The sequence below is a fragment of the Flavobacterium gilvum genome (assembly GCF_001761465.1).
Lineage (GTDB): Bacteria > Bacteroidota > Bacteroidia > Flavobacteriales > Flavobacteriaceae > Flavobacterium > Flavobacterium gilvum.
Genome location: NZ_CP017479.1, coordinates 1 through 19,076, shown reverse-complemented (window position 1 = coordinate 19,076; position 19,076 = coordinate 1). Strand labels below are relative to the sequence as shown.

General features: G+C 35.4%; 18 protein-coding genes. 5 read left to right on the top strand and 13 right to left on the bottom strand.

Annotated features, from left to right (window positions below):
- Nucleotides 1-77 precede the first annotated feature (77 nt).
- From ribH to EM308_RS00070, 5 genes are all read left to right on the top strand, one after another.
- Complete coding sequence (ribH, locus tag EM308_RS00090) at nucleotides 78-650, top strand: 6,7-dimethyl-8-ribityllumazine synthase (RefSeq protein WP_035641201.1); 573 nt, start codon at nucleotides 78-80, stop codon at nucleotides 648-650.
- A gap of 469 nt (nucleotides 651-1,119) precedes the next feature.
- Nucleotides 1,120-3,015, top strand: coding sequence for a DNA mismatch repair endonuclease MutL (gene mutL, locus EM308_RS00085; protein ID WP_035637035.1), 1,896 nt, complete (start codon nucleotides 1,120-1,122; stop codon nucleotides 3,013-3,015).
- Entirely contained in the window at nucleotides 3,012-3,770 is a 759-nt protein-coding gene (locus EM308_RS00080) for a rhomboid family intramembrane serine protease (protein WP_081907269.1), read from the top strand. The genes mutL and EM308_RS00080 overlap by 4 nt, the downstream gene beginning before the upstream one ends.
- A 62-nt stretch (nucleotides 3,771-3,832) precedes the next feature.
- Nucleotides 3,833-4,693, top strand: coding sequence for a rhomboid family intramembrane serine protease (locus EM308_RS00075; protein WP_035637037.1), 861 nt, complete (start codon nucleotides 3,833-3,835; stop codon nucleotides 4,691-4,693).
- 72 nt (nucleotides 4,694-4,765) lie between these two features.
- Nucleotides 4,766-5,812, top strand: a complete 1,047-nt coding sequence (locus EM308_RS00070) for an endonuclease/exonuclease/phosphatase family protein (RefSeq protein ID WP_035637040.1) — start codon at nucleotides 4,766-4,768, stop codon at nucleotides 5,810-5,812.
- 65 nt (nucleotides 5,813-5,877) lie between these two features.
- On the opposite strand, the gene EM308_RS00065 is transcribed toward EM308_RS00070, so the two are convergent.
- From EM308_RS00065 to dnaA, 13 genes are all read right to left on the bottom strand, one after another.
- Entirely contained in the window at nucleotides 5,878-6,501 is a 624-nt protein-coding gene (locus EM308_RS00065; protein WP_035637041.1) for a WbqC family protein, read from the bottom strand.
- A gap of 69 nt (nucleotides 6,502-6,570) precedes the next feature.
- Nucleotides 6,571-8,133, bottom strand: coding sequence for a signal peptidase I (lepB, locus tag EM308_RS00060; RefSeq protein ID WP_035637045.1), 1,563 nt, complete (start codon nucleotides 8,131-8,133; stop codon nucleotides 6,571-6,573).
- A gap of 43 nt (nucleotides 8,134-8,176) precedes the next feature.
- A complete protein-coding gene (gene dapB, locus EM308_RS00055; protein WP_035637047.1) occupies nucleotides 8,177-8,884 on the bottom strand; it encodes a 4-hydroxy-tetrahydrodipicolinate reductase in 708 nt (235 codons plus the stop codon).
- A 48-nt stretch (nucleotides 8,885-8,932) separates the two neighbouring features.
- Complete coding sequence (locus tag EM308_RS00050) at nucleotides 8,933-9,493, bottom strand: DUF5683 domain-containing protein (protein WP_035637049.1); 561 nt, start codon at nucleotides 9,491-9,493, stop codon at nucleotides 8,933-8,935.
- Nucleotides 9,493-10,392 carry a ParB/RepB/Spo0J family partition protein gene (locus EM308_RS00045; RefSeq protein WP_035637051.1) on the bottom strand — a complete coding sequence of 300 codons (900 nt, stop codon included), beginning with the start codon at nucleotides 10,390-10,392 and terminating at the stop codon, nucleotides 9,493-9,495. The genes EM308_RS00050 and EM308_RS00045 overlap by 1 nt, the downstream gene beginning before the upstream one ends.
- A 4-nt stretch (nucleotides 10,393-10,396) precedes the next feature.
- Complete coding sequence (locus EM308_RS00040; RefSeq protein WP_035637053.1) at nucleotides 10,397-11,164, bottom strand: ParA family protein; 768 nt, start codon at nucleotides 11,162-11,164, stop codon at nucleotides 10,397-10,399.
- A 248-nt stretch (nucleotides 11,165-11,412) separates the two neighbouring features.
- Nucleotides 11,413-12,294, bottom strand: a complete 882-nt coding sequence (locus EM308_RS00035; protein ID WP_035637055.1) for an SDR family oxidoreductase — start codon at nucleotides 12,292-12,294, stop codon at nucleotides 11,413-11,415.
- Between the two features lie 103 nt (nucleotides 12,295-12,397).
- Nucleotides 12,398-13,534 carry a methionine aminotransferase gene (locus EM308_RS00030; RefSeq protein WP_262488059.1) on the bottom strand — a complete coding sequence of 379 codons (1,137 nt, stop codon included), beginning with the start codon at nucleotides 13,532-13,534 and terminating at the stop codon, nucleotides 12,398-12,400.
- A 35-nt stretch (nucleotides 13,535-13,569) separates the two neighbouring features.
- Nucleotides 13,570-14,415 (bottom strand): tetratricopeptide repeat protein, encoded by an 846-nt coding sequence (locus EM308_RS00025; protein WP_035637060.1) that lies wholly within the window; start codon nucleotides 14,413-14,415, stop codon nucleotides 13,570-13,572.
- Nucleotides 14,416-14,984: 569 nt separating this feature from the next.
- Nucleotides 14,985-16,085 carry a pectate lyase family protein gene (locus EM308_RS00020; RefSeq protein ID WP_081907271.1) on the bottom strand — a complete coding sequence of 367 codons (1,101 nt, stop codon included), beginning with the start codon at nucleotides 16,083-16,085 and terminating at the stop codon, nucleotides 14,985-14,987.
- Between the two features lie 249 nt (nucleotides 16,086-16,334).
- Nucleotides 16,335-17,057 (bottom strand): SAM-dependent methyltransferase, encoded by a 723-nt coding sequence (locus tag EM308_RS00015; protein WP_035637063.1) that lies wholly within the window; start codon nucleotides 17,055-17,057, stop codon nucleotides 16,335-16,337.
- A 106-nt stretch (nucleotides 17,058-17,163) separates the two neighbouring features.
- Entirely contained in the window at nucleotides 17,164-17,631 is a 468-nt protein-coding gene (locus EM308_RS00010; protein WP_035637065.1) for a low molecular weight protein-tyrosine-phosphatase, read from the bottom strand.
- 5 nt (nucleotides 17,632-17,636) lie between these two features.
- Nucleotides 17,637-19,064 carry a chromosomal replication initiator protein DnaA gene (dnaA, locus tag EM308_RS00005; RefSeq protein WP_035637069.1) on the bottom strand — a complete coding sequence of 476 codons (1,428 nt, stop codon included), beginning with the start codon at nucleotides 19,062-19,064 and terminating at the stop codon, nucleotides 17,637-17,639.
- Nucleotides 19,065-19,076 lie beyond the last annotated feature (12 nt).

Below are 19,076 nucleotides of genomic sequence, written 5' to 3'. Positions count from 1 at the left end.
GATTGTTGATTTTTGATTTCAAAAGTCTAACTTTAATATCTGAAATCTAAGTTCTAAATTCTAAAATCTAAAATTAAATGGCTACCGAAAATAAAAATTTATCGGATTACGATAAAAACACAATCCCAAACGCGAAAGATTTTCGCTTTGGGATTGTTGTTTCAGAATGGAATGATACTATCACCGAAGGTCTTTATAATGGTGCATTGACGGCATTGTTGGACAATGAAGTGGCTCCTCATAACATCATCCGTTGGAACGTTCCCGGAAGTTTTGAGCTGATTTATGGTTCCAAAAAAATGTTGCAGACACAAAACGTAGATGCTGTTATTGCTATTGGATGTGTGATTCAGGGGCAAACAAAACATTTTGATTTTGTGTGCGAAGGTGTAACCCAAGGAATTAAAGATTTGAATGTTCAAACGGATATTCCGGTTATCTTTTGTGTGTTGACAGACAATACAATGCAGCAGTCCATCGACAGAAGCGGCGGTATTCACGGAAACAAAGGGACCGAAGCGGCTATTGCAGCCATAAAAATGGCTTATATCCGTCAGCAGGCTTCATTAACCCATAGAATTGACAACCAGCATTTGTTGTCATCGGGTCCTTTGCGAATTGAGAATCAGCCTTTGCAAATAGAAGAGTAAAAAATTGTTTTAAAATTTTAAAAGCCTATATCGTTCGCAGGATGGTATGGGTTTTTTTATGTTTTTACTTTAATTCGCTATGTTCTAAAATAAACAGCATTTAATTTTAAACATATAAGTCATGTAAGTTTTTAAAAAAGTTAGGTTGTCAAATTAGTGGTAAAAAGGGAGTATAAGTAAAAAACGTTCTTCATAAGGTTAAGTGACTTTGCTTAAATGAACTATTTTTTACTCGATTTCATTTATATTAAAAACTTACATGACTTATATGTTTAACAATGTGTTTCGACTTTTTACAATTAAAAAAGTTGTATTGTATTGATAAAAAGTTACTTATGAAATTGTGTTTTTTTGTTTTTTATCATCGGTAAAAAAGCAAAACCCGATAGAAATTCCTTAAATTTGTCATCCTTTGGTTTTAATTTAAAATCAAAATCTCAAATCGTTAATCAACAACCTATAATTTTCAATGTCGAGTATAATTCAATTGCTTCCAGATCATGTTGCCAATCAAATTGCTGCTGGAGAAGTGGTACAAAGGCCAGCTTCGGTAGTGAAAGAACTACTGGAAAACGCTGTGGATGCAAAAGCAACAGATATTAAATTGATTATAAAAGATGCCGGTAAATCATTGGTACAGGTAATTGATAATGGTTCTGGAATGAATGTTACCGATGCCCGTATGTGTTTTGAGCGTCATGCAACCTCGAAGATTCGACAAGCCGAAGATTTATTTTCATTGCATACCAAAGGTTTTCGTGGAGAAGCATTGGCTTCAATCGCGGCGATTGCCCACATGGAGATGAAAACCAAAATGGAGCAGGAGGAATTGGGAACTCACATTGTTATAGAAGGGAGTAAGTTTATTTCTCAAGATGTGGCGGTTTTGCCGAAAGGAACTTCATTTGCCGTAAAAAATTTATTTTTCAACATACCGGCACGCCGTAATTTCCTGAAATCGGACACGGTGGAATTTCGTCATATCGTAGATGAATTTCAACGAGTGGCGCTGGCTCATCCCAAAATTCATTTTACTTTTTTTCACAATGGCAGTGAAATGTATAATTTGCCGTCATCTAATTTAAGACAACGAATTGTTAATTTTTTTGGTGGTAAAACCAATGAAAAATTGGTTCCTGTTGTTGAGGATACCGAAATGATGACAGTTCAAGGTTTTGTTAGCAAGCCAGAATTTGCCAAAAAAAATAGGGGAGAGCAGTTTTTCTTTGTCAATGACCGTTTCATAAAGAGTCCGTACTTGCATCATGCGGTTATGGCTGCCTATGAAGGGATTTTGAAAGATGGTTCGCAGCCCAGTTATTATTTGTATCTAGAGGTGCCTCCGAATACTATTGATATAAACATTCATCCTACAAAAACTGAAATCAAGTTTGATAATGAAAGTGCGATGTATGCTATTTTACGAGCTTCGATAAAACACAGTTTGGGACAATTTAATGTAGCTCCAGTTTTGGATTTTGAGCGTGATTCTAATTTGGACACGCCTTATCATTATAAAAACATGGATGCCGAAGTACCTACGATTCAAATCGATAGGAGTTTCAATCCTTTTGCCGAAGACAAACCTACTAAGAGTTTTTCATCTTCCTATAAAAAACAGGAAGTAACAGCAGGTTGGGAGAGTTTATACACGGGAATTAAACACGATACGGAAGTTATTACGGAGGAAGGTGAATTTGCCTCTGTCAATAATAATTATTCTTTTGAAAGCAAAGAGTTTTCTTTTGAAAATGAAGAAGTGACTTCCTCTTTGTTTAATGATGAGGAAGTGGAACAAACGGTTCATAAAACGTATCAGATTCATAAAAAATATATAGTTTCTCCAATCAAATCGGGGATGGTGATTGTGGATCAAAACAGGGCGCACCAACGAGTTTTGTATGAACAATTTTTGGTGAATATGACCGTGCATCACGCCGCGAGTCAGCAATTGCTGTTTCCTATCAATCTTTTTTATTCTGCGACAGAGATGGAGCTTATTGCGGAGTTGCAACAGTCGTTAATAAATACCGGATTTGTTTTTGAAGAATCAAATACAGATCATGTTGTGATTTCGGGCATTCCGGTTAATATTACGGAAAGTGAAGTTGCAGCGGTTCTGGATCAGTTATTGAGTGATTTACAAGATGGAATTCCCGAAAATAGTTTCAGTCAGAATGATACTATCGCCAAATCGATGGCCAAAAGTCTTGCTGTCAAAACGGGAGCCTATTTGACCGAAAAAGAACAGGAAAATTTAGTAAATGGTCTTTTTGCCTGTAAAGACCCAAATGTTTCCCCATTTCAGAAACCAACTTTCATCACCATGCGTGTGGAAGATTTAGATAAAAAGTTTGCCTTATGATGAGTATCACACCTACTGTAAAACAGTTATTGATTATTAATATATTATTTTATATTGGTTCCATGTTTGTTGGGGAGCCAGCTTATAAAGTGCTTTCGATGTACTTTTTTGAAAATCCCGATTTTCATTTTTGGCAAATTTTCACTCATATGTTTATGCATGCGCCATTGCCAAATATCATGCACATTGCTTTCAATATGTTTGCGTTATATTCTTTTGGTTCTGCATTAGAGCATTTTTGGGGCGGTAGAAAATTTGTGTTTTTTTATATTTCCTGTGGTATAGGAGCTGCGTTATTACATTCTGCTGTTAATTATTATTTTTTTCAAGATGGGTTGAACACCTTGATGAATCAAGGTTTTTCTAAAGCAGAAATTATGGCTGTATTAAATGAAGGGAAAGGAAATAGTCAAATTGTTTCAATATTGAATAGCCCCGATTTTATGAATTTTGTTAGTGCTTATTTTGGAAATGTTGTGGGGGCGTCTGGAGCTATTTATGGATTATTAGTGGCTTTTGCATTTATGTTTCCAAATGCAGAATTAGCTTTGATGTTTATTCCGATTCCTATAAAAGCCAAGTATTTTGTTCCAGGATTACTGTTGGTTGATTTATATTTGGGAGTATCCGGAGGATCTATTTTTGGAGGATCTAGCGGAATAGCTCATTTTGCTCATTTAGGTGGTGCATTGGTTGGGTACTTAATGATGTGGTATTGGAAGAAAAATCAATTCAATAATCGCCGTTGGAATTAAATTTTCTATATTTCGGAAAAGAAAAATTATACTATTAAAAAACATAATCGATAGTTTCTAATATGAATATCTTAGACGATTTAAAAATGCAATATAAATTAGGCGGAATTGGCCTGAAAATGATCTATTGGAATATAGGTTGTTTTTTGGTTTCCCTAGTGTTTTTCTATCAATTTAAGTTTGGGGCTTTTGACTTTCCTAATTGGATTGCCTTGTCATCTGAGCCATCGGTTTTTGTATTAAAACCATGGACGTTTCTGACTTATGGTTTTTTTCATAATGATTTTTGGCATTTGCTATTCAATATGCTGGTTCTGAATTTTTCGAGTTACTTGTTTTTGACTTTTTTTAATTCCAAACAATATTTGGGACTTTATATTTTAAGCGTAATTTTTTCCGGATTAATTTTTGCTTTAGGATTTAATTTGTTGCATTACAGTGGTACAATCGTAGGTGCGTCAGCAGCAATTATGGCAATTTTGGTCGCGGCAACAACTTACAGCCCTTTGATGGGGGTTAGGTTATTTTTATTTGGAAATGTAAAATTATGGCATCTTACCGCAGTGATTCTTATTTTGGATTTAATGCAATTTAGATTAGGGAATTCAGGCGGACATATTTCTCATTTGGCGGGCGCTTTTTTTGGTTTTATCTATGTTAAATTACTTCAAAACGGAACCGATTTGAGTAAGATAGTCAGTGTTGTTCTGGATTTCTTTTTGAATGCCTTCAAAAAACCTGGAACTCCTTTCAAAAAAGTACATAAGAATTATAAAAAACCTATCGAAAAAACGACTTCAAGAATTGTTGTGAAAGATAAAAAGCAACAACAAATTGATGAGATTTTAGATAAAATAAGTCAGTCCGGTTATGAGAGTTTGACTCAGGAAGAAAAAGAATTCTTGTTTCAAGCCGGAAAATAATTTATTTTTATATCATTATTGAAGTGTAAAACGTAAACTTTTGAGTTAAAAGTTTAAATACATCAAATAAATATGAGGAACCTTTCATGGTTTAATAAGGGAATGTATTTTGTGAATTTAGCGCTTATTGCTCTAACATTCATTGCATATCTGCTTCCTTTTTTGGCGCCAAAATTCTTTCCGCTTTTATCGGTTTTTACTTTGTTTATGCCTTTGTTTTTTTTGGCAAATGGTTTGTTTTTTCTGTATTGGGGGATTCAGTTTAAAAAGCGCATGATTTTATCAGGGCTTGTTCTTTTGATTGGAATTACTTTTTTTAATAAATTTTATAAGTTTTCGGCAAAAGAATTTCAGGAAAGTGACAAAGATTTTACGGTTATGAGCTATAACGTGAGATTGTTTAATGTTTTCAAGTGGTTGGATCGTGATGATATTCCGGACAATATTTTGGAGTTTATAAATGAACAAAATCCGGATATATTATGCATACAAGAGTTTTCCAATTCTGCTGATATTGACCTAAAAGTATATCCTTATAAGTTCGTTTTGATGGAGGGAAAACAAATTAAAACAGGTCAGGCAATTTTTTCTAAATTTCCAATAATTGAACATGGAAATATACCGTTTCCTAAGTCAAATAACAACGTGGTTTATGCCGATATTAAAAAAGGGAAAGATATTATACGAGTGTATAACATGCATTTGCAGTCGATAAAAATTTCCCCCGATGTCAATGAAATTTCTGAGAATATTGATGTAATTGACCAACAAAAATCGAAATTTCTTTTTATCCGAATCAGTAAAGCGTTCACGCAACAACAGGAGCAAGCTGCTATTTTTAAAGAACACGAAAAGAACTGTAAATACCCAATTATTATCTGTGGTGACATGAATAACAGCGCTTTTTCCTATGTATATCGAAATATAAAAGGTAAACTGAAAGATAGTTTTGAGGAGGCAGGAGTTGGTTTTGGAGCTACTTATACGTTTAAGTATTATCCAGCCCGAATAGATTATATTTTTGCCGACGAAACTATGGAAGTGAAACAGTTTGAAAGTTTTCCTGATTTTCAAAACTCAGATCATTATCCTATTATGGCGAGATTGTCGATGAAATAGATTTTTTTTTGAACAGAAAATAATCTTAAAAATAAAATTTGCAAATTTGTTTATTAATTGAAATTCTATTTGATAAGCACTTGATTTTTTAAATAATCCATCGCATATTTTCCTTCATTGAATAACAAATCAAGGACACTCAAATTATTCAAAAACCCGAATTTATCATCAAAAACCTGTGGGTAATTCTCAAAAACCGAAAGGTCTTTTTTCCCGTTAATCAAATATCTTAAATCAGTAATTTGGGAATCTTCTATCGTGTGAAAATATTCTGTTGTGGAGTCAAATTCCAATTTCATTCGCAAACATTTGCATGTTAATTCCAATGCTTCAAAATTAAGATCCATGAGGAAAGTGTGTTTTTTTTGAAAAAAAGGAACTAAATCATCTTCAAAATATTCAAAAAAAGGAGAGCTTCTATAAGCAGCTTCCATGGATTTGAAATGCTGCTTTTGCCAGTCAAATTCCTGCTCTATTTTAACATCTTTTGTTTTTTGATGCGATAGATTGGAGTGTTTTATAGGGATATTCAATAACTGAACACCATTCGGACTGTAAATGTAAGTTCGGTTGCGATTGGTTTGTTTTTGAAAATTATCCTCCATTTCAAACGTAATGCTTTCCGATTGTGCCATAGCTACAAAATGGCTTATTGACGGGAAATAGGAGGGATGTAATAGTGCTTTCATTATTTTGAAGTTTCAAGTTTAAGGTTTCAAGTTTTGATATGAACTTTAAACTTGAAACCTGAAACTTTATTAACTATTTTCTTTTGCTTTTTTCTTTTTCCAAAAATACTCACCAACAAAAAAGGCAGCAAGGGCAATTAGAAAATATTTAAAGTAAGATTGAGGTTGCCCTTCACCATCAACAGTTGTGAAAACTCTGTCCCAGCGTATTTTGTTGATGCCTTTACCGTTGGTGTCCCAACTCATCCAGATAAAAATTGGTTTTCCTACAATGTGATTTTCGGGAACGTAGCCCCAATAACGACTGTCTTCAGAGTTGTGGCGGTTGTCTCCCATCATCCAATAATAGTCTTGGTCAAAAGTGTAAGTTGTGGCTACTTTACCGTCAATTCTGATTTCATTGCCATTCACCTTCAAATCCTTTTTCTCATAATCGGTTATGATGGTTTTGTAAAAAGGTAAAGTTTCCAAATTTAAGGCAACTGTTTTTCCTTTTTGAGGAATATAAATTGGGCCATAATTATCACGATTCCATTCCTTGTTGTGAGGGAAAACACCATAAGTACCGGTTTCTGGTGTATGCGAAATATTACGGAATACCGCTAATATTCCTGGAACATTTTTTAATCTTTGAGCATTTTCAAATGTTAATGCAGCTATTCCAATAGTATCTTTTCTTGGACTTACATAGTTTATTCCATCAGTAACATTCATGTCTCTAAAAAGATATTCAAAGTCGATAGGGGTTTTGCCATCCAAAACAATTTTATATGAAAACTGTGGTTTTGCACGTTCTGGTAAAATCAATTCCTTTCCGTTGATGTATACCAATCCGTCTTTTATAGACAAGCTATCTCCAGGAATACCCACGCAACGTTTTACATAATTTGATTTCTTGTCAATTGGTTTGTCTGCTCTTAGTCCAGATGAGTCTCGGAATTTAAATACAGTATCTGCGGGCCAGTTGAACACAACAATGTCGCAACGCTTGATATTTTGTATGCCAGGAAGTCTGAAATAAGGTAACTGAGGCCAAGTCAAGTATGATTTTTTCTTAGTCATTGGTATAGTGTCGTGTACCATTGGCATGGCAACAGTAGTCATTGGGACTCTCGCACCATAATTCATTTTGCTGACAAACAAAAAGTCTCCAACCAATAAGGATTTCTCCAATGAAGAAGTCGGGATAGTATAAGGCTGAATGAAATAAGTATGAACAATAGTTGCCACAATTATGGCAAAAAGCAATGAACTGACAGTATCTGCAGCTTTGTGCTCTGGATTTAAGTTTCTATCAGGTATGTAAGTTAGTTTTTGTGTGTAATTAAGATAAAAGATGTAAAAACCTAAAGTTACAATTACCAATGCGGTATCCAGAGAAGATTTTTTTCCAAAACTACGGATAGTTTCAACCCAAATAACTGGAAACATAATCAGGTTGATAATTGGGATAAAAAGCAAAATAGTCCACCAAGTTGGTCTTCCGATTATTTTCATCAAAACAATGGCGTTGTAAACAGGAATTGCAGCTTCCCAACGTTTTCTGCCTGCACTTTCGTATATTTTCCAAGTTCCTAAGAAGTGTATAACCTGAACGGCTAAGAAAAATAAAAACCAGTGATATTGTGTCATAATTTTAAACTTTAGATTAAATTTCTATTTGGATCTGGGGTTTCTATTTAGAATTTAAATTCAATACATCTTTCATAGTAAAAATGCCTTGTTTTCCGGCAAGCCATTCGGCAGCAATTACAGCACCCAAAGCAAAACCTTCACGGTTGTGGGCTGTATGCTTTATTTCGATGGAATCCACATCAGAATTATATGTTACTGTATGAGTTCCTGGAACTGTTCCTACTCTTACTGCTTCGATGTGAATCTCATTTTCTTTTGGAGTGTCTAGTGTCCAATTGGTGTAGTTACTATTTTCGATAACGCCTTTTGCCAATGAAATTGCTGTTCCACTTGGAGCATCCAATTTTTGGTCATGGTGAATTTCTTCCATATCCACTTTGTAGTGATTAAATGGAGCCATGATTTTGGCTAAATATTCGTTGAATTCAAAAAACAAATTCACACCAAGGCTAAAGTTTGAGCTAGAGATAAATCCTCCGTTTTTTTCTTTACAAAGCGCAACCATTTCGTCGTAATGTTCCAGCCAGCCTGTTGTTCCGGAAACTACAGGAACATTGGCATGAAAACAACTCGAAATATTGCTTACGGCAGCTGTTGGTACACTAAAATCGATAGCAACATCAGCAGAGGAAAGTCCGTCATAAGTATTGAATTCATCTTTTTTCAAAACAATTTCATGGCCTCTTTCAATGGCAATTCTTTCAATTACCTGTCCCATTTTTCCGTATCCTAAAAGTGCAATTTTCATCAGTATTTTATTTTTGATTTTTTAAAAAGAAACGAATGGTATTCGAATCTAAAAGCGATAATTAATGGTTAGTCCTAAATTTGATTTTAATGTTACAGAATCAGGACTTATTTCTGGTTTTAGCGATAAGTTTTGATTAACATTAAATTGAATTAAGGCTGCGTCAACATTGGCATCGATGATGTTTAATACATAAAATCCAATTACAAAAAAACCAGATAATGAGTAGTTTCTTTGGTAAAATTCTTGAGCTTGTATTAATTGTGAGTCCGAAAGATAGTTGTAATTTGGGTCTGGATTTCCAGCCAAACGGCTTTTGTAAGCATCACGATATTCGTTGTATTTTTTTTTGTTGTCGATGTAGAAATATAAACTGGTTCCCATTGCGCCATAGACTAATGGGATTTTCCAGTATTTTTTGTTGTAAGCCTGACCTAGTCCTGGCAATATAGCCGAGTAAAAAGCAGCTTTTGCAGGTGTTAAAGGGTCTATGTCGACAGATTTTAAAGTGTCTTTCGTCTTTAAAACAGCATCGGTTTTTGCTTGTGCAAAAACCGAAACGTTTCCTATTAGAAAAAGTAATAACCCTATGGATAAGATTTTATTCACTACCCTTCTATTAATTTTATTATTCTATTGAAGTCTTCTTCAGAATGAAAAGGAATGGTGATTTTTCCTTTTCCATTTCCTGCAACTTTTACATCGATTTTTGCTCCGAAATATTTGTTGAATCTTTTTACATCTTCATCATTAATTTCAAAAGATGATGATTTTGTTGGGATTGCTGGTTTTGGTTTTAGGCTATCGTGATAATTTTTTACCAAAGTTTCAGTTTCTCTAACCGAAAGGTTTTGACTTACTATTTTTTGGTAAATATCTGTCTGAACGTCATGATCTTCTATGTTGATGATGGCTCGACCATGTCCCATACTGATAAAACCGTCACGAATTCCTGTTTGAATGATTGGGTCTAATTTTAACAGACGCAAGTAATTAGAAATAGTGGAACGTTTTTTGCCCACTCTTTCACTCATTTGTTCCTGAGTCAATTGAATTTCATCAATCAAACGTTGGTAAGAAAGCGCAATCTCAATCGGATCTAAGTCATGACGTTGAATGTTTTCAACCAAGGCCATTACTAATGATTCGTTGTCGTTTGCAATACGAATATAAGCAGGAACAGTTGTAAGCCCAATCAAAGTGGAAGCACGCAAACGGCGTTCCCCAGAAATTAATTGGTATTTGTTGAAGTCTAATTTACGAACAGTAATAGGTTGAATTACACCTAATTCCTTGATGGAAGTGGCTAATTCGCGTAACGATTCTTCGTTGAAATTGCTTCGGGGCTGAAACGGATTAATTTCGATAGCATCAATTTCAAGCTCTATAATATTTCCTACAACTTTATCTGCGTTTTTATCATCTACCGATTGAATATCGTTTTCAGGATCTTTTAATAATGCAGATAAACCTCTACCTAAGGCTTGTTTTTTTATTGCTTTTGACATACAACTATTTACTGTTTTTCTTTATAATTTCTTGGGCTAAGTGAATGTAATTTACTGCTCCTTTGCTGGTTGCGTCATAGTTGATGATGCTTTCGCCAAAACTAGGAGCCTCACTCAATTTTACATTTCTTTGTATTACGGTTTCAAAAACCATATCGTTGAAGTGTTTTTGAACCTCTTCTACCACTTGGTTAGATAAACGCAATCTGGAATCAAACATTGTTAATAATAAACCTTCGATGTCCAAATCAGGATTGTGGATTTTTTGGATACTTTTTATTGTATTCAACAATTTGCCCAAACCTTCCAATGCAAAATATTCACACTGAATTGGAATAACTACTGAATCTGCAGCAGTTAAGGCATTCAAAGTCAAAAGTCCAAGAGACGGTGCACAATCAATCAGGATATAATCGTATTGGTCTTTTACGCTTTCCAATGCTTTTTTGAGCATATATTCTCTGTTTTCTTTGTCAACAAGTTCGATTTCAATCGCAACAAGATCAATATGTGCAGGAATTACATCTACATTTGGAGAAGAACTTTTTACGATAGCCTCTTCAGGGGTATGACTATGTTCGAGAATTTGATAGGTTCCGATTTCAACCGTTTCGACATCAATTCCTAATCCGGATGTAGCATTCGCTTGAGGATCAGCATCTATCAATAATACTTTTTTTTCTAAAACTCCTAACGAAGCAGCTAGGTTAATTGAAGTTGTTGTCTTACCAACACCACCTTTCTGATTCGCAATCGCTATGATTTTGCCCATTTATTTTCTAAATTTTGAACGGTAAAAATACAATTATTTATGGGTTTTGAAAATCTATTTTGTTAACAAAAACAAATAGTTTTCATGCAGAGCTATTTATCTTGACAATAAGGTAAATTTTTTGCTTTTTTTATATTTAATAGGAATAAAAAAGAGAACTGTATGAAAAGTTCTCTCCTTATTGGTTATTGTAATATTGGTTTTGTTTTCTTTTTTTGTTAAAATTAATTCAAGAATATTGTAGTTGGTTAACTCCTTTTTTTTGCTTTAATCATCATTTCCAATTGATCCCAAAGTTCTTCGGGGATAGCTTCGAGTAAGTTGAATTGTCCGGCCCCTTTTAGCCATTCGCCACCATCAATTACAATTACTTCGCCGTTTACGTATGCCGAAAAATCAGAAACCAGATAAGCAGCTAAATTTGCCAATTCCTGATGGTCGCCAACCCTTTTCAAAGGAACTTTTTTGGCCATATCAAATTTTTCCGATAAGTCTCCCGGTAATAATCGGTCCCAGGCGCCTTTGGTTGGGAACGGTCCGGGTGCTATCGCATTGGTGCGAATACCATATTTTGCCCATTCTACAGCGAGGCTTCTCGTCATGGCGAGAACACCTGCTTTTGCCGTGGCACTCGGAACCACATAAGCAGAACCCGTCCAGGCATACGTAGTAACGATATTTAAGACGGTCGCCGAAGCTTGTTTGGTGTCTATCCAGTGTTTTCCAAAAGCCAGCGTACAGTTTTTGGTTCCTTTCAAAACAATGTCAATTATGGTATCAAAAGCATTTGCCGAAAGGCGTTCTGTGGGAGAGATAAAATTTCCTGCGGCATTATTTAATAACACATCTACTTTCCCAAAAGCCTTCAATACAGCTTGAAGCATGTTCTCAACTTCTTCATAATGACGAACATCACATTGTAAAGGTAAGCATGTTCCGCCTGTTTCGGTTTCCAACTCTTGTGCTGTGTTTTTTAGTTTATCCAAATCTCTAGAAGTGATGGCAACTTGCGCCCCCAATTCCAAAAAATATTTTGTCATCGCTTTTCCTAAGCCGCTTCCTCCCCCTGTTACTACAATTACTTTTCCTTTTAAGGCATCGTCTCTTAGCATTTTATCGGTATAACTCATAAATTTATTTGTTTGGAATGTAAATGTAATAAATTAAAATAATATGCATGCATAATATAGTTTCTGAGTTTCTAGGAATCTCAGCATCTTAGATTCTTAGCAACTATACCCGACTCAATCGTCTAGCTGCTTCTTCGAGTGTTTGATTGTCTTTGGCGAAGCAAAAACGTATTAATTTTAAATCTTTTCCATCAGCATAAAAATTAGAGATGGGGATGGCGGCAACTCCGTAATCGGTTATTAATCGCTTGCAAAAATCCACATCATTTTCATCTGAAATACCAGCATAGGAAACGACCTGAAAATAAGTTCCTTCGCATGGCATCAATTGGAATCGGCTGTTTTTTAATAATGATCTGAAAAAATCTCTTTTTTCCTGATAAAAAGTGCTGATTTCATTTATGTTGACTAAATCCAAATATTCAGAAACTGCGACTTGACAAATACTGTTGACGCTGAAAACCAAAAATTGATGCACTTTTTTGATTTCTTTCATCAAATAATCGGGCGCCACGAGGTAACCTATTTTCCATCCTGTTACATGAAATGATTTTCCAAAAGAGGAAACGGTGATGCAACGGTCAAGTATTTTTTTTCGAGTGTGGGTCGAGATATGCTTTTGTTCGAAAGTAATGTATTCGTAAACTTCGTCTGAAAGCAGTACTACATTTGGGTGCTGTTCCAAAAGATTTTCCAGGGTTATTAAGTCCGATTCGGTTAAGATTTTTCCAGTTGGATTGTGCGGATTGTTGGTAATTATCATTTTGGTTTTCTCCGAAAATGAATTGGCAATCGTATTCCAATTTGGAGTATAATCATCATTTAGTGGCACGCGAATGGGTTTTGCCTGACTTAAAAGGATTGGAGCTTCGTAACAATCATAACTGGGATCAAGAATGATTACTTCGTCATCAGGCTTTAGCAGAGCTAGTAATGTGGTGAATATGGCTTGAGTTGCGCCAGCCGTGACGAGTAATTCGGTTTCAGGAATGATATTTCGGGCGTATGAAGTTTTTATTAATGATGTTATTTTGTTGAGCAAGGGAGGATAACCTGCCATTGGAGTGTATTGATGAACATCTTCAAATGCTAGTTTGGAAACAATTTGGGTTAATCTTTCATCAACCGGGAAATTTGGAAAACCCTGTGAAAGATTGATGGCATTATGTTCTGTTGCCATTTTTGACATTATGGTAAAAATGCTGGTCGCTACATTTGGGAGCTTGCTCATGAAGGAGATGAATTTATTTAATTGTATAAAAGCCGTTTCGAAAATTAATTTATTTTTTCCAAATCCTTTTTAAATTTTTCGACATAAGACCCAAAACGACTGTCTTTGTCAATTTGAGTAAAATTTACCCACTCGTTGAATTTCTTTAAGTTATTCTGACTATAGAAAGCATATAAAATATTGAAAGCGTTTTCAGATTTATAAGTTTTGTCAGTTATATCTTTTTCTATTTTATAATAGGTTTTTATTGCGTCGGGGAGTTGGTTGTTGCGTACTTGTGCATAAAGCAATTCTTTGTAGGCATAAGCGTCGTTCGGAGTTTCTTTAATTGCTTCTTTAAGAATAATAATCGCATTTTGAGGTTGATTTAAGCAGTTATATGAAAAAGCAATCTCAGTTTTAAGGCCTTTGTAGTTTGGGTCTGTTTTTTTTACTTTTTCTAAGTAAGTCAATCCTTTAGCGCATTCGTTCCAGAGGTTGTAAGTATAGCCCCATATAAATAATCTATTGATTGAGTTTTCGCCTTCTTGATAAGCTTTGAGCCAATCAGGAGTTTTTGAAATACTAAATTCGGCAAAATAAGATTCAGGAATGACTGCTACCAATGATTTGTTAGGTTGTAACCTGAATTTCATGGAACTTCCCTCTTCTTTTTTACTTATAAGAAATTTTCCATTGCTGTTTATTTTGAATGAACCGGCAAAATCGAAAGTCAAACCGGCCTCATTGTCCATATATACAAAACCATAGTTGTAGGAACCGGATGAGTCAGAAGGAAAGACAATCCAATTGTTTTCGCAATCAATAGGTTTAGAGTTGAAATTTAATTGGTCTTGTGCTACACAGCAAATACTTGTGAAAAAGCTTATTATCAAAATGAGGGGTTTCATATATGTAAAGGTTATTTTTTATGGGTTATATATGTTATGCTTCGCCAATTTGCTACGCTCGTGTCGACTTTTATCCATCGTTGTTTGTTTGCAACAAACCTTTGTTAGTGGCGATTTCATAAATATTGTTGATTTAAAACGAAAGCTTGGAGTAATTTTATTTTCAAAATTAAGGAAAATTGTATTATAGGCTTTTTGGTTGGCTAATTGTTTTTCGAAAAAACATATTGCGATAAAATAAACGGGTTGTCTTTTGGTAAATTTCCTGCGGATTTGCGTGAGGGCAATGTCATTAAGTTAAGGATTTCCCGACAAGATTTTTCTAAATATAGCTCTCGCAAAGGCGCCAAGACGCAAAGTTTTGCACCGAATTCTTTGCGGCTTTGTGGCTTTGCGAGAAAACAAAAAGCTTAACTTAATGACATTGTGCGTGAGGGGTAGGAGCAAGTTACCTTGTAACGCGGATGACCCGACAGCATAAAAAAATGGGCCGACTCACCGGTTTGATGAGTAGGCCCATTTTTTTATGGTGGCACGCCCAAATGGATAATGCCGTTACTTCTAGTAAATTAGTTGCTTGAGACAACACCTTTTGTTGTGACATTCAGAGTGGCTCCAGCGCCATTGGTGGAATTTGACACTTTGAAAGCAACGTCGGTTATGGGTATTACGGTATAGGTGTAAGTAGGTTTTGAAACCGTTCCTGTTACAGAACTCACTCTGTTAAGGCAACCGTCAAATGCAATCCCGACTGTTCCACCATCTGTTGAGGTGTAGTCTTTATAAACGTTACCGATGGTTTCAAAATTGCTGTTTTCTACATAACAAGTGGTGTTTTTGTTTCCGCCGCCTAGACCTATAGCCAAAGATCCAGTTACCGAAGTTTTATAATAACAGTTCAAAATATGTAATTCTGCATTACGGGCGCGTGGCATTCTTTCTTTGCATCCTTCGGCCCAATAGCAGTTTTGAAAAGTGATGCTATAATGACCATCTGCAGGAAAATCAGTTGCAGAAGAACCTACCAAATCAGTAAAACGGTGGTCGGCAGTACCTCCAGATCCACCGGATGTCGGTGCTTTTAAATAGGTGAATTTACACCAAGAAATGGTTATGTTGTCTGCTTTTCCTTTGTTGTCAAAATTGCCATCCATTCCGTCTTGAAACTCGCAATGATCTACCCAGACATTTGTTCCTTCGTTAGTAAGATTGTCATTCCCGTCAACATCATAGGCTCCTGGACCCTCAAAAATAAGATTTCGGATAATAACGTTATTCGAGCCTGCTTTTATATTAAGAATTCCAGAATTGGCTGCTGAAAGAGAAGAATTTCCGGGCGTTATCTGTAGGTTCCTTAGTTTTGCTCCTGGCAAACCTATAATGGTTTTGTCGTTAAGCAGCACGCTGGTAAAGGGACAGTCAATGATGCCTGAAACTAAAATTACCGAATTTGTTGAAGTAAGTGCAGTTTTGAAGGAATTATAGTCTGAAACCGTTATTGGAGTGGCATTGCCTCCTCCTGTAGCAGCGGCACCAAATCCTTCAATTACTATTTTGGGATTTGGGATTGGATTAGGGTTTTGAATTGGATCAGGGTTTTGAGTAGAGTTATCACCGCCACTGCTGCAAGCACTTAATAGTAAGATGCTTAATAGTAATATTTTTTTCATTAGGTTAAAGTTATTGTTAGATTGGATTTGTTGCAATTTACAATAAAATAACTTTATGTAATCGATTACATTGTGAAATATGATGGCATTATTGTGTTAAAATTTTGGTCTCCGATATGCTGTTGAAATGAAGGTATTATGCCATTTATATTTGTTGTTTCTGGCATTGTTGGGGAGTGCGAATAAAAAAAGAGTTGTTTGTTTTTCTGATGACCCTTTCAGATTGGGGGGTTGGTGTTCAAAGTTTTTTTACATTTTATGTATGATGAAAATGGTGGGGCGTTTGTGTAAGTCAACTGTTTCTTTTTTCCATGCCGAAATTTTCTTTGTTTTGATGTATTCCGTTGGCAAAGTAATGTCTGTGGCAATGCATAAATGCGTTTCAGGATGTAATGTCTGGATTAAATCTTCCAGTAATTTATTGTTGCGATACGGGGTTTCGATAAAAATCTGAGATTGATTTTTTTCAAAAGAGATTCGTTCCAAACTTTTGAGAGAAGCTTTCTTTTCGTCTTTTTCAATAGGCAGATAACCATGAAAAGTAAAGCTTTGACCGTTCATTCCAGAAGCCATCATAGCCAGCAATATAGAAGATGGACCAACAAGAGGGATAACTTGAATCCCTTTTTCGTGTGCTAGTTTTACGATAACCGCGCCGGGATCGGCAACGCCAGGGCAACCCGCTTCGCTCATAAGTCCCATGTTTTTACCGTCGAGAAGGGGTTTTATAAAATCCTTATAATCTTGGGTTTCTGTGTGTTTGTTGAGTACAAAAAGTTTTAATTCGGATTGTTTTTTCTCCGGACATACCAATTTTATGGATTTTCGGGCTGTTTTGTCGTTTTCAACCACATAATAATCGATTAGATCCACGCATCTTTTTATGGTTTGCGGAAAAACATCCATAGGGTCACAATCACCCATAGTAGTTGGGATTAAGTAGAGTTTTCCGAGTAGAGGCGCTGTTTTCATTTAAGATTTTTTCGATTTTTTAAAAAAGAGGATTTTTTCTTTTTCGATTTAACATCGAGTAGAAAATAATCATTGTGCAAAGGTATGAAAAACGTGTTTGGTTTTCCTAGTGGTGTTTGGTCATCAGTCTTTTTGCAATAACTTCACAAGCTTCGTCCAGCATTTGGTAAACCATATCAAAGCCATTCGCAGTTCCATAATAAGGATCGGGAACGTCTACATTTTCATTTGGGAATACAGCATCAAGTATAAGTTGTACTTTTTCTTTTTGGCTGTCGTTTTGTGCAAGATGAATAACGTCTCTGTAGTTGTTGTTGTCCATTACATAAATGTAATCGAAGGAATCAAAGTCGTTTATAGAGAATTGTCGGCCTCTTTGGGTGGTAATATCCAGACCGTTTTTTTTGGCTGTTTCTATGGAGCGGCGATCTGGTGTGTGGCCGATATGCCAGGAACCTGTTCCTGCAGAATCCACAAAAAAAGTATCATTAGGAAGTTTGGAGGCTAATATCCCTTCTGCCAATGGAGAACGACATATATTGCCTAGGCAAACCATTAAGATTTTGACGGGCATTTTTTTTAGAGCGTTAATTTTGAATTAATATCCTCGACGTATTTTTTGAATTGTTTGTCGGTTGCTACAAGGTTATCAACTGTTTTGCAGGCGTGTAATACTGTGGCGTGGTCGCGGTCTCCTATTTGTGAACCGATATTGGCAAGTGAGGCTTTGGTGAATTTTTTGGCAAAAAACATTGCCAATTGCCTCGCTTGTACAACGTGTCTTTTTCTTGTCTTGGATTGTAAAGTTTCAATGTCCAATTGGAAATAGTCGGAAACAATTTTTTGAATATAATCGATGGAGATTTCCCTCTTTACGTTTTTTACAAATTTTTCTACGACGCTTTTTGCAAGTTCGATAGTAACTTCTTTTTTGTTGAAAGAAGATTGTGCAATCAATGAAATAATGGCACCTTCCAATTCACGAACGTTTGATTTGATGTTGCGTGCCACGTATTCAATAATATCGTCCGGCATTTCTACACCATCACGATATAGAATGTTTTTTAAGATTGAAATTCTAGTTTCATAATCCGGTTGGTGCAACTCGGCAGATAACCCCCATTTGAAACGGGACAATAAGCGTTGTTCGATATCTTGCATGTCAACAGGAGCCTTGTCTGAAGTTAGGATAACCTGTTTTCCGTTTTGGTGCAAGTAATTGAAAATATGGAAAAATACATCTTGTGTTCCTGATTTTCCAGAAAGGAACTGAACATCGTCGATAATTAAAACATCGATTAACTGATAGAAATGAATAAAATCATTTCGGTTATTTTTCTTAACCGAATCGATATATTGTTGTGTGAAAATTTCGGCAGAGATATATAAAACAGTTTTTTCAGGATATTTGTCTTTGATTTCTACACCAATAGCGTGCGCTAAGTGTGTTTTTCCTAATCCAACACCACCAAAAATTAATAATGGGTTAAAAGACGTACCGCCAGGTTTATTGGCGACAGCCATACCTGCAGAACGAGCCAATCTATTAGAATCTCCTTCCAGGAAATTGTCAAAACTGTAATTAGGATTTAATTGGGATTCGATTTTTAAATTTCGAATACCAGGAATGACAAAAGGATTTTTTAATTCTGGATTTAGATTTTTAAATGGCGCATCTACTTCTTGGGCCTTCATAGGTGCTCTATTGGCACTTGGCAACTGTTCCGTAAACGGTTGTTTATTGCCATAAGTGTTTTCCATTTTAATTTTATAGAGTAACTTTGCGTTTTTTCCAAGTTCTTTGGTAAGCGCCACTTTTAATAATTTAACATAGTGTTCTTCCAGCCATTCGTAGAAAAATTTACTTGGCACTTGGATATACAATGCATTATCGGTAAGTTCAACTGATTTAATTGGTTCGAACCAAGTTTTGTAGGCCTGGTCTTGAATATTGTCCTTTATGAAGGACAGACAGTTTTCCCATACTGATTGTGCAGTCTTGTTCATATATCTTGTTAA